The following is a 25,676-nucleotide window of genomic DNA, read 5'->3' as shown; positions in this document are numbered from 1 at the left end:
AGATTTATCTTTCGTTGCAATGTGCTTTTTGCATAGTTTTTTAGTATTACTACCAAGTAAGCTTAAAAGTCAGTACTTTTTTTGATAAAACTATTCAATCATAAACGAAGATTTTTGAATAAAAAATCTTTTCATAGTACAATTTAACCTATAAATTGCACAAATAATAAAACCTGTTAAGCAATGTTTAACCTATCAACCATTCTGGAGCATCATGCTCGTACTTCACCCGCCAAAGAAGCCCTCATTTTTGCAGATAAAAGAATTACATTCGGCCAGCTAGATGGCGCTGCCAACCAGATTGCTAACGGACTGAAATCTCTGGGCATAGGGCATGGCGATAAAGTAGCACTTACTTGTCCGAATCTGCCTTATTTTCCGATGATATATTTCGGAATCCTTAAAACAGGTGCTTCGGTTGTGCCGCTAAGTGTATTACTGAAACGCCATGAGATAGCTTTTCATTTACAGGATTCTGATGCCAAAGCGTATTTCTGTTTTGTAGGTACACCCGAAATGCCAATGGGACAAGAAGGCTACGCAGGTTTTGAAATGACAGATACCTGCAAAGACTTTTTTATGATAACCCCAGCCTTTACTGATGCCTCACCGATTGGAGGCACTAAAACTATGGGTATGCTCATGGCAGGGCAATCGCCGGTGTTTGAAAGCTATTTTACTTCCCCCGACGATACCGCAGTTATTATCTATACTTCGGGCACAACAGGCCGCCCGAAAGGAGCAGAGCTAACGCACTCAAACCTTTTTCTGAATGCCTGCCTAAGCAAAGATTTACAAGACCTAGGGCCTGATGATAAATCTATGCTGGTTTTGCCACTCTTTCATATTTTTGGGCAAACGGTTTGTATGCTGGCTAGTATTTACCGAGGCACAACAGCCGTGCTTGTACCACGTTTTGATGCCGAAATGGTGCTCACACTGATGCAAAACGAGAAAATTACCCATTTTGCAGGTGTTCCTACTATGTATTGGGGTTTGTTAAGTTACCCCGATACGCACAAGTTTGATATGCTTGCCATCAAAAACAACCTTAAACTGTGTATGTCGGGTGGGGCAGCTTTGCCTGTGCAGGTACTGCGTGATTTTGAGCAAAAGTTTGATGTACCCATTCTGGAAGGCTATGGCATGTCAGAAGGTTCTCCGGTTGTTACATTTAACCTGAAAGACCGACCTCGTAAGCCAGGCTCGGTAGGTACGCCGGTTTGGGGTGTTGAAGTTTGTATAATGGACGAAAACGGCAAGCAATTAGGTGCTAACGAAAAAGGAGAAATTTGTTACCGTGGGCATAATGTAATGAAAGGTTATTACAAGAGACCAGAAGCTACTGCAGAGGCGATTAGTAATGGTTGGTTGCATTCGGGCGATGTGGGTTATAGAGACGAAGACGGCTTCTACTTTATTGTTGACCGCACGAAAGATATGATTATCAGAGGTGGATACAATGTGTACCCTCGTGAGGTAGAAGAGTTAATGATGCAACATCCGGCGGTGTCAATGGTGGCTGTGATTGGTATTCCGCATCAGGAATATGGCGAAGAAATAAAAGCCTATGTAGTTTTAAAACCTGATACAACTATCAGCGAAAAAGAACTTATAAGCTGGACAAAGGAAAAGATAGCTTCTTACAAATACCCAAGAGTAATAGAGTTTATGAATAGCCTGCCAATGGGCGCTTCGGGTAAAATATTGAAGCGGGAGCTGAGGGCTCAATAAAAAATTAAGGCTTCTCCCAAAATTTGAGAGAAGCCTTTTTTATAGAAATTTCAGACGAAATATCAGTATTTGAATGGTTTACCACCAGCCAATACTTCTTGTGTTTTTTCGTCGAAAGTAACTTTCAAACCTGTACGGTAAGCAGCGTTCGACATAATGGTTGCTATTGAATGCGAGTAACCTGCTTCAATTGGGGCATTAGGTGTTTTACGGCTACGTACACAATCCATCCAGTTTTTAATGTGGTTAAACGTTAAAGAGTCACCACCTGTGTTAGCACCTGATTCAACTTTTTGTCCTTCTAGTTTAACAGTTGGCAACAAGTTAGCTTTTAAGCCCATAGCACCTGCTTCACGCTCACGAAGACCACCTGTTGGCGTGATTTCGTTAGTGTCAAGGTTAATCATACCGGCATTTGAGTAGTAAAGCTCTTTTGTATCTCCTGCTGAGTTTGAGAAACGAGAAGTAAATTGTACCTGAAAGCCAGACGATTTATCGTTTAACGGGCCGTAATCAAATACTACAGTTAATGTATCTGCGTTGGTTCTGCCGTCTTTCCATTGGTAGATACCACCATTGGCAACAACCGAGCGAGGGTGTGGCAAGCCAGAGAACCAGTGTACAGTATCAATCTGGTGGCTCATCCATTGGCCAGGAATACCTGACGAATAAGGCCAGAACAAACGGTACTCTAAATATTTACGAGGGTCGAAAGCAACCATCGGACGATTCATCAAATAACGTTTCCAGTCAACATCTGATTCTTTTAAATCTTTAGTTAATTCTGGTCTTCTCCAACGGCCTGGTTGGTTTACGTTCCACATCAATTCAACCATTACAATCGGGCCAAATTTACCTGATTTAATAAAGTCTTCGGCCGCAAAATAGTTTTCACCACTTCTACGTTGTGAACCAATCTGAACAATTTTACCTGAAGCTTTTACCGCTTTTAATACCGCACGGTTATCTTCCATTGTTTCGGCCAATGGTTTTTCGGCGTAAACATCGCAACCGGCTTTTACTGCCTCAATAGTATGTAGTGCATGTTGAAAATCGGCAGTTGAGATAAATACTGCATCTACCATTTTAGAATCATAAAGCTCGTCGTTATTACGGAAAACTTTTACATTGCTGCCTAATTGCTTATCTAAAAAGGCTTTTCCTTCTTCACGACGGCGATTCCAAAGGTCTGAAAGAGCAACCATTTCAAAGTTTTTCTCTTTCTGCATGGCTTTAAAAGGGCCTACGTGAGAAGAACGGTGGCGGTCAGAGAAACCAACACAGCCTACACGCACACGGTCGTTTGCTCCGATGATTTTGCCATAACTTTTTGCCGAAAAACCAGTAGCTGCTGTAGCCAATACTGATTTGATAATAAAATCTCTGCGGGTTGTCATAGTTTTATTGGATTGAATATTTGTAACAGATGTTAGTGTTTTATACAATTATTTTAATTCCCGGATTTTCAGGTTTTTAAACGAAACATTATTGCCGTGGTCTTGCAATAAGATGTTGCCTTTATCACCTGCCCCAAAGTTATTATACTTCGCATATTTACTTCGGGCTACTAGCGCATTGAAAATATTGCTTTTTCTTTCGTATTCCAATACTTTGAAGCCATTTAGCCAGTGCTGAACAATGTTGTTTGGATACACAACCAAACGAGCCTGATTCCAGTCTCCGATTTTACGTTGGAAACGCTTGTCTAATTTATAAGATGGTATTAAATCATACAAACTTGCCAGTGTACGGTTACCAACTGCACCCATTTTGGCATCAGGGTGGCGCTCATCGTCTAGTACTTGGTATTCAAGCCCGATTCCTGATTTCCCGCCTGAATCAAAACTTTCGTCTACAAAATACTTCAAGCCTGAGTTGGCACCTTCGGTTAGTTTAAACTCAAAAGTTAGTTCAAAAGCACCAAATTGTTGGTCTGTTACAATATCGTTGCCTGTTTCCGAACCATCAGAAGGGCTTACGTTGATTGTACCGTCTACAACGCTCCAGTGTTTATCTGGCATTTTGGTTTGGTGAACACCTCTCCAACCTGTAAAATCTTTACCGTTGAAAAGTAACTTGAAGCCTTGTGCCTGCTCTTGCGGCGATAAGTTGTTTAATAACAAGTTTACCACAGGTGTTTCGTCGGCAGGGCTAGGTTTCAGGTTCTCTGTCTGGATTTTAATGTTTCTCCAACGAATCTGTTTACCTGGCTGGTCGTTTTTACCAATTGCGTGTACTTGCAGGGCAATAAAGCCTTTAGCAGTTACGTCGTCAACCAGATAAGCTACAGGTACACCATTTACCCAGGTACGAATAATATTGCCGATAGCCTCAATGCGGTACTTGTTCCATTCGCCTTTCTTGAAAGCTTTTTTACCTTCAGGGTTGGCATTTGGAATATACAACCAGTCACGGCGGGCTTCGTCGTAGATACCACCAGACCACGCACGGTCTGAAGGGTCAATCTCCATCTGATACCCATGCACACGCCCATCTTTGTAATCAGGTTTTGACAAACTACGGAATTGTATGCCTGAGTTCATCGAGTTATCGACTTTCAGTTCTAATTCCAAGATGAAATCGCCATAATCTTTCTCTGTTGCAAGAAAAGAATTAGGCGTATCGGCCACAGTAGTACCCACTATCTCACCATTTTCGATGGTGTATTTAGCCTTGCCATTTAGCTGCTTCCAGCCTTTCAGGTCTTTCCCGTTGAAAAGACTTGTCCATTTCTGTGCTGTAGCGGTGTAGAGAAACGAATGTACAAACAGAAAAACGATTATTACTTTTTTCATTTAGGTATGAATAGGGTTTGAATAAATTTTATTCAAAATTACGACTTAGGCATTTACCAGTCTAATATCTATTTGGCTAAAAATTCCTAAAATATGATAAACAAGCCGTTTGTGGTTAGGCAAATTTAATATTTATCGAGTCAAGGTATTTTTTGCTGGTTTGGCCGCTCTCTAGTGCGGTTCGTCCTTTTACAGGTACCGAATCAAGTTCTATTATATTCCAACCGTTGAATTTTACTTTTTCTAATGCTTTAAAAATGGCCGGAAAATCAACACGTCCTTGTCCTAACTCAACAAATTGATAACCCGATTTGGTATCTGCAACTTTGGTATCTTTTATGTGCGTAGCATGAAGAATATCTTTATACTTAAGAATAGCTTCAGCCGGATTTCCGCCTCCTTGTGTATAATGTGCTACATCAAGCTCCAGCTTAATGTATTTAGTGTCCATGTTTTCGATAATAATATCTACTTCTTCAGGGGTTTCGCCTAGTTGGTGCATGTGGTTGTGCCAAGCCGGTTGAACACCCGTTTCGTTTAATACTTGTTTGGCTACTTCCGACATATTTTTTGCATATTTCTTTAACTCTTCTGTTGTCGGGAGCCTGTCTTTGGGGCGAGAAACGTTTGTAATCTGTAAAGATTTTCCGCCTAATGCCTTTACAAATTTTGCATGGTTCAGGTGGGTCTCAATATCTTTCGAAATATCATCAGCTATGCCAACGTTTCCGCTCGAAAACATAACTAATGCCAGTTTATTCTGGTCTAATACGTCTTTTAAGTCTTTTGGTTTGTCTTTAAAAGGTGCGTAGGTATTTGCTCTTAGCTGAATACCCTTAAAACCCAAAGCTGCAATTTCTTTGATGGCTACAAGGTCGTTACCACTCCAGGTAATAGCCGAGTAAGCCATTTTGTGTTTTGCTTTTGCAGCGGCCAGGCTCTCAAAAGAAATTAGTGAAGATGCGGTCAGTAGCGACGCCTGAGTTAGAAAGTCTCTGCGGTTCATGGGGTTGAATTGTTTATTATGAAAAAAAAGAATTTGCTAAAACTTAAAAAGAGAGGTCTCCTTGAAATGAAGGAGCCTCTCCTGTGTACTATGATGAAACAAAACTAATTAAAATCCTGGATTTTGCGCAAATGCTCCTTTTGTTGACCTATCAATTTGTGTCTGTGGAATTGGGCGCACATAGTGGCGGTCTGCAATATTTCCTGCTGCTTGTGGGTTATGTTGTTTTACTCTTTCTACTAACAAACCCCAACGTTTCAGGTCTAACCAACGCATTTGCTCACCTGCCAACTCTCTTGCTCTTTCTTCTATAATCATTTCGAAGGTCATCTGAGCATCAGTAATTAGCATAGCATCTTTTTTACCCGGCCAACCGGCTCTATAACGCACCATATTGAATGCTTTTGTTGCTTCTGCTACGTTTCCGGCTTTTAATTGTGCTTCGGCAAGCATCAGATATATATCTGCTAAACGAAATACAAAGAAATCACGGCTACCAGCTTCATAAGTTAAGTCTGGGCGTTTAGTGTCAAAAAACTTCATTAATGTTGGAAACAATGCCTCGTCATATCTGCTTGGTACAAGCACCTGATATTTTTTCTTGGCACGTTCTTCTACCGACATTTCATAGCCCGGAATAAAGATAGCTGTATCTCCGGCTGCGAAAGTAAGTTTGGTTTTTGAATTATCAAAAGAAGCATTCAGGTTAGAACCAGGGTTATTGCTCAACCATGTATCTCTGAAAGTCTTTTTATAACGAGAGTCATTCGTTCTATCTGCAAAAACAGTATTCAATAAATATGGCGTAGGACGTAAACGTTTGAACGGACGGCCATAGAACACATCACGTTTCATACCCGGTTGTACGTCATACTGCATACCAAAAAACAAGTGTAGGTTATTTCCTCCATTTACAGCACCTGTGTTATTGGTAAGGTTAGTCAATGGGTCTGACGTGTACTGTACTGCAAATACTACCTCGCTGTTTACCTGGTTATTTTCATCGAATACACTTGCAAAATCATCTAATAATTTAAAACCATAATTATTGATAACGTTATTGCAAAGCTGAGCAGCTTTTGAGAAATCATCGGCAGCTTTCGCACTTGAATAAGCTTTAACCAAATAGACTTTAGCTAAAAGTGCCTCAGCAGAAGCTTTTGTTGCACGACCATAATCAGAAGAGTGTCCTTTGGCTTCTAAATCTGCTATTGCTTCATTTAAATCCTTTATGATAGCAGTAAACATTTCGGCATCAGAGGCTCTTTTTGTATCTTTAGTTGGAACCAAAGTTTCGCTCAATCTTAAATCTACGCCACCCCATTGTTGATGCAGAATATAGTAATAATGCGCTCTTAAGAATTTAGCCTCTGCCACTCTTAGTTTCTTAGTAGCATCTGGCACGGCAGCTTTAGGAGCTCTCTCAATTACGGCATTACAAGTATTAATACCACGATAAAGCTCATCCCATGTGTTAATCAGATAATCAACAGTTGGTTGCATCTGAGTGTCATAGAAATGGAAACCCTTGTAACCGCCATCGGCTCCGGTAGCATAAATATCTGTACCATACTCTGTTAAGGTTAAACCTTGTTGCGTACCATAAAAGTATCTGAGTGCTGAATAAGCCGATTTGGTGGCATCTTCAAAACCCTTGGCAGTATTCATGTAATCGTTGCCGATACCTGATACCACTTTTTCGTCCAACAAATCTTTACAAGACTGGGTTGTCAAGAGTATTGACATTACGCCCAAGACTTTAATTGGCTTTAATATATTTTGAAATTTCATATTCTTAAAATTTTTAGGATCACTGTAAATTATTTCCAACTTAGAATCTTACGTTCAAACCAAAGGTGGTAACCGAAGTAGCTGGCACAACGTTTGAGCTAACTGAGGTTGTACCGTTACCTGACGATGTAATAGTTGCCTCAGGGTCAATACCATTGTATTTGTCACGGTATACCGACCAGATTTTAGGCTGTTGAATACTTGTGAACAAGCGTAATGATTCCATTCCTAGTTTTCTTGCAATTTTTGGTGAGAAAGTATAACCAAAATTGATGTTTCTTAATTTAACGAATGTACCGTCATAGTAAATCAAAGTAGTATTGTAAACAGGGAACTCTTGCGTGCTTTTCGGACGAGGGAATTCGTTGGTTGGGTTGTTTGGTGTCCAGTAATCAACCTTGATTTGTTGGTAGCGACCAGCTAGCTGATTTCTGTCTTGGTGGAAACCACTCACAATCATGTTGCCAAAACGACCAAACAAGAAAGCCGATAAGTCAAAGCCTTTGTATTCGAATCTGGTTGTAAATCCTGCACTGAAATTCGGAATGTCTGAGCCTAGTAATACACGGTCAGCAGCAGTGATTTTGCCATCGCCATTTGTGTCTTGTACTCTGATTTGCCCAACCTCACTACCGAACGATTTCGCAAGATCAGCCTCGTTACTTTGCCAGATACCTACTTTCTTGAAATCAAAGTAAGAGTTCAAAGGCTGTCCGATAAACCAACGGTTTCCTAGGTCATCAACTTTACCATTATACAATGAGACGATTTCTTCTTTGTTTTTAGTAAATGTAAAGTCGGTTGTCCATTTGAAACCACCCGGTGTATTTACGTTTACTGTTGTGAAACCCAACTCAATACCTTTGTTACGTGTCTGGCCAACGTTTCTTGTTACAGAACCAAAACCGATTGAACCTGGTAATTGGTCAGACAATAGAAGGTCAGTAGTATTGGTTTCATACAATTCTAATGAACCCTGGATTCTTCCTGATAAGAAACTGAAATCTAAACCAATGTTTGCAGTAGCCGAAGACTCCCATTTCAAGTCAGGGTTACCAATCGTACTTGGTCTGTAGCCAAATGCGGCAACGCTACCCCATGCATAGGCAGTTCTTGTAAGTAAACCTTGTGTTTGGTAAGGAGCAACACCTTGGTTACCTACCACACCCCAACCAGCTCTTAGTTTCAACATGTCAATCCATGCAACTGGTTTCAAGAAAGGTTCGTTGCTGATATTCCAACCAACAGCTATACCTGGGAAGTTACCATATTTAGTGTTAGCACCAAATCGGCTCGAACCATCACGGCGTAAAGTAGCTGTTAACAAGTATTTATCGTTGAAGTCGTAGTTAACACGAGCCATGTAAGAGTTGATTGTCCACTGAGTAAGACCACTACCTACTGCTAATACCGAGCTTGCATTTCCTAAGTTATAAAACTGTTGTGATTCTGCCGGTACACCCTGCACATCGGTTCTATAAACTTCAAAATTGTCTCTTTGTAGTGAGTGTAGCAAAGTAACACCAAGGTTGTGTTTTGCCTTAAATGTTTTGTTATAACTCACAATATTTTCAAGCGTCCAGTTAAAGCCAATATTGTTTTGTGCCGATGCTTGAGGGTCTCCCAATTTACGAGCATTGGTTGCTGCACCAATGAAACGTCCCCATCTTGAAATAGTGAAGTCAGGGCCAAAGTTTACACGGTATTTTAGACCTTCAATAATCTTAACCTCAGCATATAAACTATTAAACAAACGGTATTTTTTTGTTTCGTCTACTTGTGCACCCGGTACAATCTCAGCCAGTGGGTTTGTCAACAAGGCATCGTTGGTTGGCGAGAAAATAATATTACCATTTGCATCATAAGGCTCGGCCAACGGGTTTTGTTGAATGGTCATCCCATAAGGATTCAGATTTTCGCCGTTTCTGATGCTATACATCGTATAAGACGAAATACCAACTTTCAGGCGATTGTTAATATTATGGTCAATGTTAACTCTCAACGACATACGCGTATAATCTAAACCTGCAGTAATACCTTTATCCTGGAAATAACCCCCTGAGATATAAAACTGTGTTTTATCGTTTCCGCCTTGGATACCCAATGAGTGGTTTTGCATTACACCATTGCGTAGGAGTAAGTCCTGCCAATCGGTGTTTGTTCCATTGGCAATACCTCTGGCAACTGCTGGGTCGCCACCTAATACGGCTACTTTAGCATCGGCAGCGGCATCACCTACACCTGTTGGTACCGGGTTACCGTTAGCATCTTTATAAAGGTTAGTAGCACGGTAAGCTTCTCTTACATACTCTAAAAATTCAGGACCGCTAAACAATTGTATCTTGTCTAATGGTGTTGAAACCCCGCCATAAGTATCAAAACTTACAGTTGTTTTGCCTTTTACGGCACCTCTTTTGGTTGTTACAAGTACAACACCATTGGCACCTCTGGCACCATAGATGGCTGTTGCAGTTGCATCTTTCAATACTTCCATCGATTGTACATCGCTCGGGTTAAGGTCTTCGTAACCCGCAGATAATGGAATCCCGTCAACAACATACAAAGGGTCGTTTCCGGCGTTGAACGAACGACGGCCACGAATCAAAATCTTTGGTACTGAACCCGGTCTTGAACCAGACTGAGAAACATCAACCCCGGCAACACGGCCTTGCATTGCTTGGCCTAAGCTGGTAATTGGCATTTCCTGAATTTGTTTGGCTGATACCTGTGAAATTGCACCGGTTGTCTGGCTCTTTTTCTGCGAACCATAACCTACCACAATTACTTCGCTTAGAGCAGCTGCATCTTCTTCTAAAGAGGCATTAACTGTTGTTTTAGAACCAATGTTAATTTCTTGCGCCTTGTAGCCGATGTAACTGAATACTAAAACAGCATTGTTTTTGGCTTGAAGCGAAAATTTGCCTGAGGCGTCTGTAATTGCGCCCTGGGTAGTACCTTTTACTGTAACACTAACGCCTGGGAGAGCAGAGCCGCTTGCGTCAGAAACTGTTCCCGAAACACTTCGGGTCTGGGCTTGTGTAAACTGCCAGCTTAAGAGCATAGCAAACACAAACATCATTTTTTGTAGTAATTGTTTCATACAAGATAGAATGAGGTTAATATAAAACTAGGTTTATCCGCTAAAAAAATGAAAATTTATTATTGGAATAGTTACAAAATTAGGGATTGATATAGGCTTTTACCACTAAAATTTAGTCATTTTCTAATATTTTTTTGACAACTTATGTAAACATTTGGTTAATAAATCGTAGTGTTAATCAAATTTGACATTATATTTACACGTTTTTAAAGCTAGCTATCAAATGAGATAGAGTATAGACTGAACAGGAAATAATAGCGACCAAAGAAATGAAACCTCAATTACTGAAAATATCAAACCCTGCCGATTACTCATTTAATCTTTTTGTGCAGGAGTGTCCTTACTTTGCAACACCCTGGCATTACCACCCCGAGTACGAAATTGTACTTATTTTAGAAAGCACCGGAAAGAAATTTGTCGGCAGTAGTATTACTGACTACGGCCCAGGCGACTTATGTATGATTGGCTCTTATTTGCCACATTATTACCGAAATGATGAAGAGTTTTACGTTAAAGACTCTGGTTTAAAGGCTCGCTCTTTAGTAATACATTTTTTAGAAGACTTTTTAGGAGATAAATTTCTGGAGATTCCAGAGAGCCAGGCAATCAAAGCTTTGCTTGAACGCTCTAAAAGAGGCTTGTCTTTTGGCGCGAAAACGGTTCAGAAGGTAGAGCCTAAGTTTAAGAATCTACCAAACCTTACAGGTATGAGCAGGTTACTGGAGATGATTTCGATTCTGACTATTTTGTGCGAAAGTGAAGACAAACAAGATTTAACTACAAACCCAATCTCATTACGCAACGAGGTAGACTCTGCCCGTATGAATAAGGTATTTGCGTATGTGATGCAGAAGTATCAGGAAGAAATTCAGTTGAGCGATGTAGCAGAGCTGGCCAACATGAGCGAGTCGGCCTTTAGTAGATACTTCAAGAAACGCACACGCCGTACTTTCTCGCAATTTCTTGCCGAAATACGTATTGAGCACGCCTGTAAACTACTAATGGCCGATAAAATGAGTGTTGCCGAAATATCTTTCGAGAGTGGTTTTAATAATCTTTCAAACTTTAACAGGCAGTTTAAGGCTATCAAAAAAATAACTCCACTTACTTACCGTACCAAGTTTCTGGAATAGAATATTAATGTTTAGGGCAATCACATTGGTTTTTGCCTTTAAACAAACCCCACATAAAGCCTTTTTTCTTACGGTAAGAACCACTTTTCTTTCTGCGGCCTTTCCCTGTTTCTTTTTTTACGCTAACGGTAGTTTCGCTACCAAACGTTGCTGCTTGCGAAAACTCGGGTGTAATTGCTAAAATGCTTATAAGAAAGAGTACTGCTAGTTTTTTCATTTGGTTAGTATATTTTTAATCTGAACGAAAAAATCACGGCAAAAATTACACCACAAGCACACTTTCTACCGAAAAAGCCAGTGGTTTGTCTGCAAACAAGACTTTGGTTTTAGACCATGTATCTCTAAAAAGCTCCGATTCTCTGTAATTATTCAAATCATTTTCAGAAAGCCAATGGCTGTGGGTCATAAAAATCTCAGGTTGGTTTATATCACGCATCAGTTCAAGATGCCGGCAGCCCTCCATAGCTCTTATATGTTCTTTTGATTGCTCGAAAATCTCTAAAAAATCAGACACTTTCTCTTTATGAAAGGTCATTTTTACGTAGCGTATAAGCATTAGTAATGTTTTTTACAAATATACAAAAAAACTAAAGCCTCCTGCGGCAAAGCTACAAGAGGTTTCCAAACCCGTCATCTAAACAATTATTTGAGAATATGTATGTGTCGATAGCCTGAATGTGAGTTGGTTGCCGTATTAGAAATATAGCAATAGGTAGGTATAGCTTTTAAAATAAATCTCGAGAGCAATAAAGTAAGTATTTATTACTTGCCTTAATTTTGCTCCCTTTGTAAAATTTGCTTATACTTGATTATTAATTGTTTGAATACCTATAGTTCGAAATTGATAGATAGCCAAAGCCACCGAAAGTTAAGAATTGATTGACGGGCTGTAAGAGTATATCTCTGACAGTTTTTGGCTTTGAATGATGGTACTAAACAGGCAAACTCTTTAACCTATTATATATAAGCTATGAAAAAAGCTACGCATGCCCTGTGCTTTGTTTTGTTACTTGTGTTTTTTGGTCAGCAAGTCTGTGCACAAGGCCCTAAAGTTTTAGTCATAACGGCTCACCCTGACGATGAAACCATGTTTCCGGTAACGCTATTTAAAATTACCCGTGAAATGAAAGGTACTGTCGATCTAGCTCTGATAACCGATGGTTCGGGCGGGTACAATGGCTTGGTAGCTTCGAGCTATTATGGTAAAAACATGACTGACTCTGCCACCGGAAGAACATACCTGCCTTTAATCAGAAAAAAAGAAATGCTTTGCTCAGGCGAAGTAATGGGTATCCGTAATTTTTATTTCTTCGACCAGATTGATGATTTTTATCAGATGAACCCTGAGCCGTTTTTATCAGGCGAGCGCTGGGATATGGCTTATTGTGAACGAAAACTTGATAAGATTCTTGAACAAGGTAAATACGACTTTATTTTTTGCCTTGTGCCAGATGCCGGCCAGCATGCACACCACAAAACGGCATCTATTATGGCACTACGGGCTGCTCAACGAGCCAAAGACTCAAATAAGCCAATTGTATTAGGTGGGCGCTCGGCAAGTAAAGACTATTCTTTCCGTTTTTCTGAACTTGAGGGCTATGCCGAAACAAAGATTCTGGAGAAAGCTCCTGTATTTTATTTCGACCGCTCGTATGGCTTTGGCGAAAACAACAAGCATAGCTATATGATAGTAGCCGACTGGGTAAAAGCCTGCCATAAATCGCAAAGTGGCGATATGAATGCCGCCATGCATCGTGGCGATTTAGAGACTTTCTGGTACTTTAATATTAATGGTGAGCAGAATCTCGAAAAAACCAAAACGTTTTTCGAACAACTCAAAAACAGTGGTTTTCCTACTAAATGAGTAGATATTAGATTAGCTAAAGCATTTTACTAATAATAAGTGTCGGTTTTACATTTTTAAAATTTTTTAAAAACCCCCTTTTTTGTTATTCAAAAAAGTGTTTTGGTAAGAAGAAAAGCCTTAAATTTGCCAAAATTTCCTGCGTTTATTGCCTATAAACAAAACTACAATCATAATGGAACAGCATATTATCACAAATGAACCTATTGCTTACGAGAAGATTCCAACCAAACTTTTTAAAGACTCAAAAGAGGCATCTAAAGCCGTTGCCCAAGAAATTGCCGATTTGATTCGGGAAAAACAAAAACAAGGTAAACAATGTATTCTGGGCCTGGCTACTGGCTCGTCTCCTAAGTCGGTTTATGCCGAATTAGTAAGAATGCATAAAGAAGAAGGGCTGAGCTTCAAAAATGTAGTTTCTTTCAACCTTGATGAGTACTTCCCAATGGAACCAGACTCTTTGCAAAGTTATGTTCGTTTCATGAAAGAGCAGCTTTTTGATAAGGTTGATATTCCGAAAGAAAACTATTTCATACCTGATGGTACTGTTCCTGCCAGTAAAGTAAAAGATTTTAGTGATGAATATGAGAGAAAGATAGATGCAATGGGTGGGCTTGATTTTCAGTTGCTCGGTATCGGTGCCAATGGTCATATTGGTTTCAACGAACCTGGCTCATTGATTAACTCAAGAACACGTCTGATGATGCTCGACCACTCAACACGTGTAGCAGCAGCTTCAGACTTTGGCGGTAGCCTTGTAAAAGTACCTAAAAAAGCAATCACCCTTGGTGTTTCTAAAATTCTGAATGCCAAAAGAGTAGTACTATTGGCATGGGGTGAAAGAAAAGCGCCTGTAATTGCCGAAGCAGTTGAGGGCCGAGTAACCGAATCTGTACCTGCTTCTTACTTACAAACCCATGCAAACGCATTATTTGTAATTGACGAAAGAGCGGCATCAGAGCTAACCCGTATGAAAACGCCTTGGTTGGTAGAAGATGTGGAGTGGACAAGCAAAATGGTGAAAAAAGCTGTTACAACACTTTCGCTTTCTTTGGGTATTCCGATTTTGAAACTTACCAATAAAGATTATAACGACAATGGTTTAAGTGATTTGCTAGCACAACACGGGCAGGCTTATGAAATTAACATTGATGTATTTAATCAATTACAACATACTATTTCGGGCTGGCCGGGTGGCAAACCTAATGCCGATGATACCAATCGCCCTGAAAGAGCTTTACCTGCTAAAAAACGTGTAATTATCTTTAGTCCTCACCCTGATGATGATATTATTTCGATGGGTGGTACGTTCCAACGGTTGGTTGACCAAGGGCACGATGTACACATTGGCTACCAGACTTCGGGTAATATTGCCGTTGCTGACGATGAGGCGATTCGCTTTATTGATTTCGTAGTAGACTTTAACCATAAATTTGGTATCGAAAACAAAGAAACCCGTGCATTATTTGACGAAGCGAAAGAGTTTTTGAAAAACAAAAAAGATAGTGATATTGATACCCCGGCAGTAAGATACGTAAAAGGCTTGATTCGTAGAGGTGAAGCCAAAGCTACTTGTCGTTTTGTAGGTATTCCGGAAGAAAACGTACATTTCCTTGATATGCCTTTCTATGAAACCGGTCGTATCGAGAAAAAAGCACTAGGGGCAGAAGACGTAAAAGTTGTTGCCGACCTGATAGAAGAAGTAAAACCTCATCAAGTATATGCAGCCGGAGACCTTGCCGACCCACATGGTACACACAAGGTTTGTTTAGATGCTATTTTTGCAGCTATTGAAGGCTTGAAACACAAAAACTTCATGAAAGATTGTTGGGTATGGTTATACCGTGGTGCATGGGCTGAGTGGGATATTCATGAAATTGAAATGGCAGTACCAATGTCGCCTGACCAGGTGCTTCAAAAACGTATGGGTATCTTTAAACACCAATCGCAAAAAGATGGTGTGGTGTTTCAGGGTACCGATGCACGCGAATTCTGGCAACGTGCCGAAGAGCGCAACAGAGGTACAGCCAACCTTTATAATAAACTTGGCCTGGCCGAATACGAAGCAATGGAAGCTTTTGTTAGATGGAAATTCTGATAAGCTGAATATGATAAATAAAAAAGTCGTTTGAGAGCCTCAAACGACTTTTTTAGTATCAATATACTAAGCTATTGCTTAGATAGTCTTTACATCAAACTTGAATTTATCTTTGTTAGGTACACATTTGCCATCTTTGGTTGTACAAGTCTGGCATTCTATTTTGCCCTCAATTACAGGGTTAGCCTTTGTGATTTTCACTTTCTGAATAAACTTGGCTTCGTGCTCAAAGTATTGTACTTTCCCGCCCCATATATCATCAAATTTCTCTTTCGGTTTTACAGGTACTAGTTTACCTACCAATGTATAGGTATCGTTTTTGGTAAAATTGGCTGCTGTTGGCAATGGCCCTTCAACTTTCAGTTCAGAAGAATACATATACCAATTATCATCGATTTTGGCAGTAAACACCAAATCAATAGTTTCGCCTACTTTAGCCGAAGTTTTTGAAGGCGTAAATGTCCATTTAGCAGGTTTAAGAATCTGTGCCGATGCTGCCAGCGACGAGGCAAATAAAAATATAAAAAGGATTTTTTTCATGTGCTTTAAAATAATTAAATCTATAACAGAACTTCTATGTTATTTTCATTGATTAACGACCAATTATTCATTTTCATATATAACTGGGTTAAAACTATAATTTGGTCGGCGCAATAGCGTTCAATTTTCGCTTGGTTGTGTTCTACGTAATAAAGATTATTAACTAACTCGCCGCTCACTTCTGTTTCAGAACCCGGAATATCAAACAAGGCAGCCAGTAAATCTAAAGGTACAAAGTGCTTGTAATCGCCAAATTTCCATAAGTCTAATGTGTCAATATGATTGATTTCCCAAGGCTTTTTGCCCGAAACCTGCAAGATTCTTGGAAGTGTAATGCCATTGACCAACATTCGGCGGCAGATATACGGAAAATCAAACTCTTTTCCGTTATGTGCACAAAGCATCAGATTTGCGGCGGCCTTGTGTTTTTCAAGAATAGCCCTGAACTGCTCTAAAATTTCTTTTTCTGATTCTCCCCGAATCATCTTAACCCGAAGAGTCGGCTCCTGATTATCGTCAAAAAAAATACCACCAATACCAATGCAGATAATTTTGCCAAACTCAGCATGAATCGACGAACGCTTCAAGTAAAAGTCTTCGTCAGGTAGTTTATCGTTATTCTGAAGATAGCTTGCTTTTTTGAGCCACAATTTTTTCATCCGTTCATCTAGCAAGTCTATGTGAGGTTCTTGCGAGACAGTTTCAATATCTATAAAAAGAATATTCTTCAGGTGCTTTGTTGTATTTTCTGTCATTAGAATTGTGTGTATTTAACTAACAAATTTACACAAATTTTGTAAGAAAGTAAATCAATAAAGCCAGTAAAATCCAGTATATCGGCAAAACGAAAATCATGAAACCGGCAGTGATAGAATCAAAGAAAACAGAACCACGGGTAAGTTTTCTGGATAAGCCGGTAGCTAAAGCATTAACCGGAAAATTGATAACCAAACCAATATAATACCAAGGGTTTTTCCAGAAACTTGGTTTTGGTAGTGTAGTATCAAGTAAGGCGTTAAGCTTCTCGGTTAATATGCGGTTAAACTCTTTCAGAAACATTCCCTCTGTAGCTTCTTGCGGAAACTCTTCTTTTTGCATAGGCTTGCCTATGTTAACCTTAACAATTTTACCAAATTTATTAAAGTTATTATAAGTAATGCCTATCGGTACTATTACTACATCTATCTTGTCATCCCACGCTTTCTGTGCCAATCGGCCTGTGCCTTTTTTTAGTGGAAGAAGTTTGGTCTGATGTGTACAAAGTCCCTCTGAGAATATCAAAACCATTTCGCCCTGTTTGAAAAGGGAAATACACTTATTAAAAGTATCGTCGTTATCGCCCAGATATTCTTTCCCTTCCGATAACCTATACATAGGCATCATATAAAGGCTCGAAAGCACCTTTTTTGCCAAAGGTTTCTTGAATACATCGCCACGTGCCAAAGACCATACTCTACGCACAAAATAAGCGCAAAGAATTACGGCATCAAAGAAAGAATTGGAGTGGTTGGAAGCCAGAATAACAGCCCCCGACTTTGGTAGGTTTTCTAAACCTGTAAACTCCAGACGCTTGATAAAGAACTTTAAAAGAAACCGGGCGGGCAGTTGAATTATATCGTAAAACAATGTTTTAGGTCTATTTAGGTATTAAAAAATACGTTCGAACCTCAAAATTCAGAAGAAATATGGTTTTCTGCAAACATTAAGGCACTTTAGTATTTGTTTAACATTTAATAGTAGATTTTTGTCCAATATTTTACAAAAATTAAATTCTGTTTGGTTTTGTTATTGGTGTCTGTAATTTCGTCTTCGTTTTACAACAAAACATCATCAGAGGATGTTTAAATGATGTTTTCTGGCAATTTGTAGACAGATTACTATTATTTAAAATTACTCGCAAGCCAAAGAGACAATCATGAATAACCTACAAGAAAAAATCACGGCTATCTTCCCGTCTGCCGACCAAATTCCGGAAGCTTATCAGATTCAACCACTCCACCAGAGAGAGTATTTAGTTGGTGGTGAAATGCGCCAGTGGGCAGGCCCAACGCAAGATGTATATTCGCCTGTGTACATAAAGGGCGAAGATGGCAAATTTGAAAGTAAGTATATCGGTAGTTTCCCGATTACAGATACAAAAGAGGCTATGGAAGCCCTTGATGAAGCCGTTAAGGCATTTGATAGTGGCCGTGGCGAATGGCCAACTATGAGCGTAACTGAGCGTATTGCCTGTATGGAAAACTTCATTAAGAAGATGCTTGAAAAGAAAGGCGAGATTGTGAGCCTGTTGATGTTTGAAATCGGGAAATCGCTGGCTGACTCTATCAAAGAATTTGACCGTACTGTTGAATATATATACGATACCATTGACTGTCTGAAAGACATTGACCGTGCCTCTTCAAGATTTAAAATTGAGCAGGGCATTATTGGCCAGATACGCCGCTCACCGTTTGGTGTAGTGCTTTGTATGGGGCCGTTTAATTATCCGCTCAACGAAACATATACTACGCTTATTCCGGCAATTCTGATGGGGAATACCATTCTTTTTAAACCACCAAAACATGGTACGCTTTTGCATTACCCAATGTTGCAGGCGTTTAAAGAGTGTTTCCCGAAAGGCGTAGTAAATACTATCTATGGCCGTGGGGCAAACGTTGTGCCGCCAATTATGCAAAGTGGCAAAATAAATATTCTTACACTGATTGGTTCTAGCAAAGTAGCCAACGACCTGAAAAAAATGCACCCTAAACTAAACCGTTTGAGAGCCGTACTAGGTTTAGATGCTAAAAACGCAGGTATTGTGCTTAAAAATGCAGATGTTGAGTTGGCGGTTAAAGAGTGTATTCTAGGTTCATTATCATTTAACGGGCAGCGTTGTACAGCCATCAAAATTATATGGGTACACCGCTCTATTGCCAAGAAATTCTTGAACAGATTTACTGAAGAAGTAGAAAAACTAAAATTTGGTATGCCTTGGGAAGCAGGTGTAAACCTTACACCATTGCCTGAACCAAATAAACCTGCTTACCTGACCGAATGTATTGCAGATGCGAAAGCACACGGTGCTGAGGTAGTAAACGAAGGCGGCGGTACAGTTGTTAATTCATTTTTCTATCCTGCAGTGCTTTACCCTGTTAATAGCAAGATGAAGGTGTATTCAGAAGAGCAATTCGGGCCATTGATTCCGATTGTACCTTTCGATGATGTTGAAGAACCAATTCAATACCTCATTGATTCTTCACATGGGCAGCAAGTGAGTATCTTTGGTACTAACCCAGACCAGATTGCTAATCTGATAGACCCATTGGTGAATCAGGTAAGCCGTGTGAATATCAACGCTCAATGCCAACGTGGGCCGGATAATTTCCCGTTTACCGGAAGAAAAGACTCGGCAGAAGGTACTCTTTCGGTAGAAGATGCGCTGAGAGCATTCTCTATCCGAACAGTAGTGGCTACCAAGGATACAGCCGAGAATAAGAAGATTTTCAACGAAATTGTAGAAGAGCACAGCTCACATTTCCTTTCTACAAAATATATTTTCTAAGAGAAATGCCCCGCCACAACGGGGCATTTTTTATAATTATGCTTTTAAATCAAACTTGTTTTCAAACTATACGACAGGTAATGCGCTAGTTTATACGTGTTCGTATCTTTAAATGACCTCTTTTAGAGCCTTTAGGTATAAACTTTATCCAGATTGTATCGCCGGCATAATAATCGTACTGTGTTTTTATGTTTATTACGCCTCTTTTCAACTCATAGCTCGCTGATCCGTGGTTTTCAGGATTAGTAGAAGCATAAGTCACTATTGCCGACGAATCTATTTCGCCTGTAATTATTACTGAAACATTATGATGATTGATATTTGGTATGGCTGAGGTAGAATCAATAAAATACATCTCTTTTGAGACATCATCAACAGAAAACTCAGTAAATGTAGGTTCAGAGCAGCTTATTAAGAACATAAAAAACAAACTGCAAAAAATAATCAGGCTTAAAAATTTGCTATTTCTATTCATATTTTGAATAATTTTTGCGCTCAAATCTTATCTTTTCTAAATTCAAATGTACTCTTTTTCTTAAATTTTGGCATGAATATTACACTTTAATGTTCTTAGAATAGGCTGCTCCATTTTTATAGCTGAAATATAACTACCGCCTTTACGTTTGAGTTAAAACATAAATAAGTTTAAAGAGGTTTTATCTTGAAAAGAGAATAATTTTATAATTTTGGCAAAAATTTCCTTGAGATAAACCTCAATTAAAAACAAAAACCTATGAATATTTTCCCGAAAATAGTATTTTGTCTTTTTCTGACGGGAGTTTTTTATTCTTGTAAAAGATCATCAACACCTACAAAGGGGTCTCTTGTGGGAGATTACGAAGAGGACTTGTCGGCCGTCCGCTTAACTTACGAAAAAAAGCCTGATATTGATAGTCGTGAGGGGAAAGTTATCAGAGACAACACCTATAATGTTGTTAAAGATGAAATACCTTTAAACGACAATAAAAAGGTTGATAAAGCCTTAGATTCAATGTCGGTACATAACAAAAACATCCGTTACGCTGCCGGTTATAGAATACAGGTGTACGTAGGCAACGAACGCAAAGAAGTAGATGATGCTAAATCGTACATTTACCAGAATTTTCCTGACCTGAACACCTATCTTTCGTTCAGCCAGCCTACCTATCGCCTAAAAGCAGGTGACTTTACAAGCCGAATGGATGCAGAAAGATTCTATAGTGCCATACGCCAGCGATATTCGATGGCCATGATTGTGCCGGAGCGGATAGATATTCGTAAAAGCATGCAAATGCGATAATAAACCCAACAGATAAATAATCATTTATGACAGCTTACGTTTTTCCGGGACAAGGCGCTCAATTCAGCGGAATGGGCAAAGACTTGTACGAAAACTTTCCACAAGCCAAGGCGCTTTTTGATAAAGCAAACGAAATACTCGGTTTTGACATCACCAAAATTATGTTTGAAGGCTCTGACGAAGACCTTAAACAAACCAATGTTACTCAACCCGCAGTGTTTTTGCATTCAGTTGCTTTAGCACTGAATCTCCCTGATTTTAAGCCTGATATGGTTGCAGGACACTCATTAGGTGAGTTTTCGGCATTAGTAGCAGCAGGGGCTTTGTCTTTTGAAGATGGCCTTAAACTGGTTGCCCAAAGAGCCGATGCCATGCAACGAGCTTGTGAGCTTACGCCATCAACAATGGCTGCTATTCTTAACCTTGATGATAAAGTAGTAGAAGATATTTGTGCAGCTATTTCAGAGAAATCGACTGAAAATATTGTAGTTGCTGCTAATTATAACTGCCCTGGCCAGTTGGTTATTTCAGGAAGCGTGCCGGGCATAAATATTGCCTGCGAAGAGCTGAAAGCTGCCGGAGCCAAAAGAGCATTGGTATTACAGGTTGGTGGAGCTTTCCACTCGCCATTTATGGAGCCTGCTCGTGAAGAACTAGCAAAGGCTATTGAAAACACTACGTTTTCAACACCTTCGTGCCCAATCTATCAGAACGTAAATGCTTCACCATCAACAGATGTTGAAACCATTAAAGCTAATCTGATAGCCCAATTAACGGCCCCTGTACGTTGGACACAATCGGTTCAAAACATGGTAGCCGATGGCGCAACCAAATTTGTAGAGTGCGGCCCGGGTAAAGTACTACAAGGTTTAGTGAAGAAAATTGCTCCACAAGCCGAAACTGCTGGTGCGGCTTTGTAATAATATAGTATGCAAACAAAAACAGACGTAAGTTGCTTACGTCTGTTTTTGTTTATATCGATTTGATAAGGTTAAATCACTTCATTTTGGCATTCAATACTTCTGCTATTGCGTCTCTTGCCTGGTCGGCAATTTCTTTGGTAGTTTTGCCTTTAGGCTCAATGCTTTTTAGGGCTGTCCAGGATAATTTTGAGAAAGACGTCAGCGGAAACATACCATTTGTGGGGTTAAACTTGCGAGTACCTTGTATAGCAATTGGCACTACTAATGCGTTGGGTGCTCTTTTTAATAAGGCTGAAATACCTCCTTCGGCAAAAGGTTTCATTTCTTCAGTGCGTGAGCGTGTTCCCTCTGGGAAGATAACAGCCGAAAAATTATTTTCCTGAATGTATTTACTTAGTTTCAGAATTTCTGATACTGCCTGTTTGCCGTCTTTTCGGTCAATCAGTGCTGCGCCGCTTTTTCGTAGATTATACGAAATACTCGGAATTCCTTTGGCCAATTCTATCTTAGATACAAAAATGGGCTGGTGTTTTCTTAGGTACCAGATGATAGCCGGAATATCGAAAGTACTCTGATGATTAGCAATAAAAACAATGGGTCTATCTGTTGGATATTCTTCTAATTGTGTATATTTAACTGTTGAACCAGTCAGATAATAACTTGTCGAGAGCATAAGGTTAAAGACATCAACCGATTTTTTATGAGCCTTTTTGCCAAAAACATTGAAAGCAATCACCTGAACTACATGAAAAACAACTAATAATAGTCCAAAATATAGTAAATAAATAACACTAAGTATATAATCCAGAATTTTTTTCATGAAGTTTTTTTTTCTACAAAAATAGGCAGAAAATGCGCTAATTCACAAATTAAGCCAATATTTTACTGTTTTTAGCTAAATAAGATGTACCTTGTAACGTTTTTATAAATAAAAGAGCTTTAAAAGATATTATCATGGAATTATCCAATTTAAGATTAGAGGTAATGAAGTTTGTCGGGCAAAAAATTGATTATTTTTTCGATGAATTTCTGAAACCTATCGAGACTAATTGGCAACCCTCAGACTTTCTTCCTGATGCAACAAACGAAAATTTTTTTCAAGAAGTAAAACTTCTGCAAGAGAATGCCCGAGAATTGCCTTATGATTATATAGCGGTTTTAATTGGCGATACAATAACCGAAGAAGCCTTACCTACGTATGAGTCGTGGTTGGTTGATGTGGTAGGGATAGACCAGGTAGATGAGCCAAATGGTTGGGCAAAATGGGTGCGTGGCTGGACAGCAGAAGAAAATCGCCACGGCGACCTGCTGAACAAGTTTTTGTATCTGTCGGGTCGTGTAAACATGAGGGCAATGGAAACTTCAACCCAGTATCTTATTGCCGATGGCTTTGATATTGGCACAGGCCGAGACCCATACCGTAACTTTGTGTATACATCGTTTCAGGAATTAGCCACTAATATTTCGCACCGCCGTACGGCCACATTGGCAAAGAAATACAACAACAATACTTTGTCTAAAATGTGTGGTGTAATTGCTTCTGACGAAATGCGCCATGCTAAAGCCTACAAGACTTTTATAAGTAATATTTTTGAAGTTGACCCATCAGAAATGATGCTGGCTTTTGAAGATATGATGAAAAAGAAAATTGTAATGCCTGCGCACTTCTTGCGTGAATCGGGTGTGAAAATCGGGCAGACATTTTCTCATTTCTCTGATGCAGCACAGCGTTTGGGTGTATATACCACTATAGACTACATTGAAATCATGGAGTCGCTTTTAGACGAGTGGAAAATAGCAGGTATATCAAACCTTAATGATGCAGGTGAGCGTGCCCGAGATTATTTAATGGCTCTACCAGCCCGCTTGAGAAGAGTTGCCGAGCGTACGAAAGTTCCTACTTTAGAATACGAATTCAGTTGGATTGCTTCGTAAACATCATTGCGTGATTGGGTGATTTAGTGAATGAGTGATTAAAGTTTTCATAAGTGTTTTTTATCACTAAATCGCTCATTCACTCAATCACTAAATTATTTATTGCAGAACTTATTCCAAAGTTCTATTCCCTTAGCCTGATTCAGATTTTTGAGTTGTAGTAAATCTTCACACATTTTTTTGGTATCTTTTTTCATGGCATAGGCACTTGCTCTACCATAATATGCATCAATATTCAGTGGGTTTTTCTCAAGGCTCCAGGTGTAGTTTCTTATAGCCTCGTTGTAGTTTTTTAAAGTAAGAAAATACTTCCCTTCTTCTAGAAACTCGTTTGATTCCTGTGCTTTATCTTCGTCTGAAACTTCTGAACTGGCATTCTTTTCTGTCCAGCCCAAATCAAAGCCCATCATTACCTCTACGTTTACAGGTTGGCCATCCCACATACCAGGTTTCCATTTGCCTTCACTGCTTTTGATAGCTGCTATCAGTTTATTGTTATAGCGCTCATTGGTACTTCTCAGAATCTCAATACCTTTTACCTCGCCTGTTTTTGTGATAATAAAGCGAGTATAAAAATCACCAGTTCTGTACTCCGGAAAATCAAAGTTTTCAGAGATATACTGGCTTGCATTTGCCGCCGGATCCATAAAGAAAGGCTCCAGATAGTTTGGTTTAAATACGTAAATAGTATCACCGCCTTTAGTACGATATTTTTCTGGCATAAAACCAACATAATACAAATGCGCAGGAGTCAATACTATTTTCAGGTCAGTATTTGCTGACTCTGCTGTAATTTGCTGCAAAACCATCTTAATATCACTCACTTCTTCAATCTTATAAAAAGTATCGTTCCCGATAGATAGTGTATCGTTTTTTATACGATAAGGTCTATCAGCAGTTTTACCATCATATACAACTCGTGAGTTTCCATTTCTATCAAAGATATAGCGCAGTTGGATGCTCTTCATACTATTATCTAAAATCGGGCTTCCGTCTCTTAGGCGGATTTCGTCTTTTATCCAATCTCCAACCACATTTTGCTTGATGCCTTGTGCAACAGCTACTGACGAAATACAAATCAAAAACAAAATTCTAAGCATATTATGTAGATAAATTTTTGTAGACGAAGTTAATAAAAACTCGATAAACCTTTATTGGCTATTTATTTTTTTTGAAAAAATCGGGCTCTCACACAGCAAGAAGTTTATCATAAATAGGCTTTAGCTGCGAGTCGCCAAAACCATATATACCCTCTTGCGCATTAAATTTACGGAAAACGGCATAAAAATCGGTTTCGCCATCCTCTAAAATACCAGCTAGCACACGCTCAGGTCGGCTCGCTTGTGCATCAGTAGCAAAGCGTTCGATATGTGCTTTGCAAACTTCTTTCAGATAAGGGAAACACGCCGATTTACTTTCGGCCAGTTTTGCCAGTGTATCAAGGTCTTGGTTTTTATAGGCTTGCCATAGTTTATGTGCCAACTGAAAGTCTTGCTCTTCAAAGCGAACTTTGTTTGATAAACTTAGCCTTAAATCATCAGCATTGGCACGCCCAAACTCCAACCAGATGTCGGCTTCGGCTAAAAAGGTAGGATAAACCATGTAAACTTCCTTTTTAGTCTTTAGGTCATTAATCAACGAAAGTATAAACCATACGTTGGCCTGACAGAATAAATCATACCCAAACCACAGGTTAAAAATAGAGCTATCAGGTGCATGAATGATTTTATTAAATTCGCTGACCGAACCCGACTCATATTGTTCAAGGCTGACACCTAAACTGTCTGCTCTGTTTTGCCAGAATTCAGCCAGTGTATTTCCGGCCAGATTACCTTCAATCAACGCTTCTCTTATAACAACAATTTCTCCTGTAATGTTGGCTTCACCGAAAATATCAGCTAAGGAGTTGCCATTTAAAATGTGGTAAGTCATGG

General features: G+C 39.4%; 22 protein-coding genes. 8 read left to right on the top strand and 14 right to left on the bottom strand.

The window, feature by feature from the left end; translation table 11 throughout:
* Positions 1 to 183 precede the first annotated feature (183 nt).
* Positions 184 to 1,734 (top strand): long-chain-fatty-acid--CoA ligase, encoded by a 1,551-nt coding sequence (locus tag WAE64_RS01585; protein WP_340233733.1) that lies wholly within the window; start codon positions 184 to 186, stop codon positions 1,732 to 1,734.
* A 62-nt stretch (positions 1,735 to 1,796) separates the two neighbouring features.
* Here WAE64_RS01585 and WAE64_RS01580 read toward each other — a convergent pair whose 3' ends face one another.
* The 5 genes from WAE64_RS01580 to WAE64_RS01560 form a co-directional block, all read right to left on the bottom strand.
* Positions 1,797 to 3,131: a Gfo/Idh/MocA family protein gene (locus tag WAE64_RS01580; protein ID WP_340233731.1), complete on the bottom strand. Its 1,335-nt coding sequence runs from the start codon at positions 3,129 to 3,131 to the stop codon at positions 1,797 to 1,799.
* Positions 3,132 to 3,179: 48 nt separating this feature from the next.
* Positions 3,180 to 4,529, bottom strand: coding sequence for a 3-keto-disaccharide hydrolase (locus WAE64_RS01575; protein WP_340233729.1), 1,350 nt, complete (start codon positions 4,527 to 4,529; stop codon positions 3,180 to 3,182).
* A 115-nt stretch (positions 4,530 to 4,644) separates the two neighbouring features.
* Entirely contained in the window at positions 4,645 to 5,535 is an 891-nt protein-coding gene (locus WAE64_RS01570; RefSeq protein ID WP_340233727.1) for a sugar phosphate isomerase/epimerase family protein, read from the bottom strand.
* 108 nt (positions 5,536 to 5,643) lie between these two features.
* Positions 5,644 to 7,281: a RagB/SusD family nutrient uptake outer membrane protein gene (locus WAE64_RS01565; protein WP_379977772.1), complete on the bottom strand. Its 1,638-nt coding sequence runs from the start codon at positions 7,279 to 7,281 to the stop codon at positions 5,644 to 5,646.
* An 85-nt stretch (positions 7,282 to 7,366) separates the two neighbouring features.
* Positions 7,367 to 10,405, bottom strand: coding sequence for a SusC/RagA family TonB-linked outer membrane protein (locus WAE64_RS01560; RefSeq protein ID WP_340234319.1), 3,039 nt, complete (start codon positions 10,403 to 10,405; stop codon positions 7,367 to 7,369).
* A 290-nt stretch (positions 10,406 to 10,695) separates the two neighbouring features.
* Between WAE64_RS01560 and WAE64_RS01555 the strand changes: the two genes are divergently transcribed.
* On the top strand, positions 10,696 to 11,559 hold the full coding sequence (locus WAE64_RS01555; protein ID WP_340233723.1) for an AraC family transcriptional regulator: 864 nt from the start codon (positions 10,696 to 10,698) through the stop codon (positions 11,557 to 11,559).
* Between the two features lie 4 nt (positions 11,560 to 11,563).
* Here the strand turns inward: WAE64_RS01555 and WAE64_RS01550 are convergent, their stop codons facing one another.
* Both WAE64_RS01550 and WAE64_RS01545 read right to left on the bottom strand, forming a co-directional pair.
* The gene (locus WAE64_RS01550; RefSeq protein ID WP_340233721.1) at positions 11,564 to 11,776 is read right to left on the bottom strand and encodes a hypothetical protein; all 213 of its coding nucleotides are present in this window, start codon (positions 11,774 to 11,776) and stop codon (positions 11,564 to 11,566) included.
* A 45-nt stretch (positions 11,777 to 11,821) separates the two neighbouring features.
* Positions 11,822 to 12,115, bottom strand: a complete 294-nt coding sequence (locus WAE64_RS01545; protein ID WP_340233719.1) for a putative quinol monooxygenase — start codon at positions 12,113 to 12,115, stop codon at positions 11,822 to 11,824.
* A 414-nt stretch (positions 12,116 to 12,529) separates the two neighbouring features.
* On the opposite strand from WAE64_RS01545, the gene WAE64_RS01540 reads away from it, so the two are divergent.
* Together WAE64_RS01540 and nagB are read left to right on the top strand one after the other, a co-directional pair.
* A complete protein-coding gene (locus WAE64_RS01540) occupies positions 12,530 to 13,423 on the top strand; it encodes a PIG-L family deacetylase (protein WP_340233717.1) in 894 nt (297 codons plus the stop codon).
* Positions 13,424 to 13,598: 175 nt separating this feature from the next.
* A complete protein-coding gene (nagB, locus tag WAE64_RS01535; RefSeq protein ID WP_340233715.1) occupies positions 13,599 to 15,521 on the top strand; it encodes a glucosamine-6-phosphate deaminase in 1,923 nt (640 codons plus the stop codon).
* A 78-nt stretch (positions 15,522 to 15,599) separates the two neighbouring features.
* Here nagB and WAE64_RS01530 read toward each other — a convergent pair whose 3' ends face one another.
* The 3 genes from WAE64_RS01530 to WAE64_RS01520 are packed head-to-tail and all read right to left on the bottom strand — an operon-like array spanning position 15,600 to position 17,687.
* Positions 15,600 to 16,061, bottom strand: a complete 462-nt coding sequence (locus tag WAE64_RS01530) for a protein-disulfide reductase DsbD domain-containing protein (RefSeq protein ID WP_340233713.1) — start codon at positions 16,059 to 16,061, stop codon at positions 15,600 to 15,602.
* Between the two features lie 20 nt (positions 16,062 to 16,081).
* Positions 16,082 to 16,816: a ribonuclease H-like domain-containing protein gene (locus WAE64_RS01525; protein ID WP_340233711.1), complete on the bottom strand. Its 735-nt coding sequence runs from the start codon at positions 16,814 to 16,816 to the stop codon at positions 16,082 to 16,084.
* Between the two features lie 28 nt (positions 16,817 to 16,844).
* The gene (locus tag WAE64_RS01520; protein WP_340233709.1) at positions 16,845 to 17,687 is read right to left on the bottom strand and encodes a 1-acyl-sn-glycerol-3-phosphate acyltransferase; all 843 of its coding nucleotides are present in this window, start codon (positions 17,685 to 17,687) and stop codon (positions 16,845 to 16,847) included.
* A gap of 289 nt (positions 17,688 to 17,976) precedes the next feature.
* Here WAE64_RS01520 and WAE64_RS01515 point away from each other — a divergent pair, with 289 nt between their 5' ends.
* Positions 17,977 to 19,605: an NADP-dependent glyceraldehyde-3-phosphate dehydrogenase gene (locus WAE64_RS01515; RefSeq protein ID WP_340233707.1), complete on the top strand. Its 1,629-nt coding sequence runs from the start codon at positions 17,977 to 17,979 to the stop codon at positions 19,603 to 19,605.
* A gap of 85 nt (positions 19,606 to 19,690) precedes the next feature.
* Here WAE64_RS01515 and WAE64_RS01510 read toward each other — a convergent pair whose 3' ends face one another.
* Positions 19,691 to 20,080 (bottom strand): hypothetical protein, encoded by a 390-nt coding sequence (locus WAE64_RS01510; RefSeq protein ID WP_340233705.1) that lies wholly within the window; start codon positions 20,078 to 20,080, stop codon positions 19,691 to 19,693.
* Between the two features lie 258 nt (positions 20,081 to 20,338).
* Between WAE64_RS01510 and WAE64_RS01505 the strand changes: the two genes are divergently transcribed.
* Positions 20,339 to 20,884: an SPOR domain-containing protein gene (locus tag WAE64_RS01505; RefSeq protein ID WP_340233703.1), complete on the top strand. Its 546-nt coding sequence runs from the start codon at positions 20,339 to 20,341 to the stop codon at positions 20,882 to 20,884.
* A gap of 26 nt (positions 20,885 to 20,910) precedes the next feature.
* Entirely contained in the window at positions 20,911 to 21,804 is an 894-nt protein-coding gene (gene fabD / locus WAE64_RS01500; RefSeq protein ID WP_340233701.1) for an ACP S-malonyltransferase, read from the top strand.
* Positions 21,805 to 21,880: 76 nt separating this feature from the next.
* On the opposite strand, the gene WAE64_RS01495 is transcribed toward fabD, so the two are convergent.
* Positions 21,881 to 22,627 carry a lysophospholipid acyltransferase family protein gene (locus tag WAE64_RS01495; RefSeq protein WP_340233697.1) on the bottom strand — a complete coding sequence of 249 codons (747 nt, stop codon included), beginning with the start codon at positions 22,625 to 22,627 and terminating at the stop codon, positions 21,881 to 21,883.
* A gap of 134 nt (positions 22,628 to 22,761) precedes the next feature.
* Here WAE64_RS01495 and WAE64_RS01490 point away from each other — a divergent pair, with 134 nt between their 5' ends.
* Positions 22,762 to 23,742, top strand: coding sequence for an acyl-ACP desaturase (locus tag WAE64_RS01490; RefSeq protein ID WP_340233689.1), 981 nt, complete (start codon positions 22,762 to 22,764; stop codon positions 23,740 to 23,742).
* Between the two features lie 95 nt (positions 23,743 to 23,837).
* Here the strand turns inward: WAE64_RS01490 and WAE64_RS01485 are convergent, their stop codons facing one another.
* Together WAE64_RS01485 and WAE64_RS01480 are read right to left on the bottom strand one after the other, a co-directional pair.
* Positions 23,838 to 24,842, bottom strand: coding sequence for a hypothetical protein (locus tag WAE64_RS01485; protein WP_340233687.1), 1,005 nt, complete (start codon positions 24,840 to 24,842; stop codon positions 23,838 to 23,840).
* A gap of 88 nt (positions 24,843 to 24,930) precedes the next feature.
* Positions 24,931 to 25,674 (bottom strand): hypothetical protein, encoded by a 744-nt coding sequence (locus WAE64_RS01480; protein ID WP_340233685.1) that lies wholly within the window; start codon positions 25,672 to 25,674, stop codon positions 24,931 to 24,933.
* Positions 25,675 to 25,676 lie beyond the last annotated feature (2 nt).

This window comes from Emticicia soli (genome assembly GCF_037860775.1).
GTDB classification, from domain to species: domain Bacteria; phylum Bacteroidota; class Bacteroidia; order Cytophagales; family Spirosomataceae; genus Emticicia; species Emticicia soli.
This window is presented reverse-complemented; position numbering and strand designations above follow the sequence as displayed.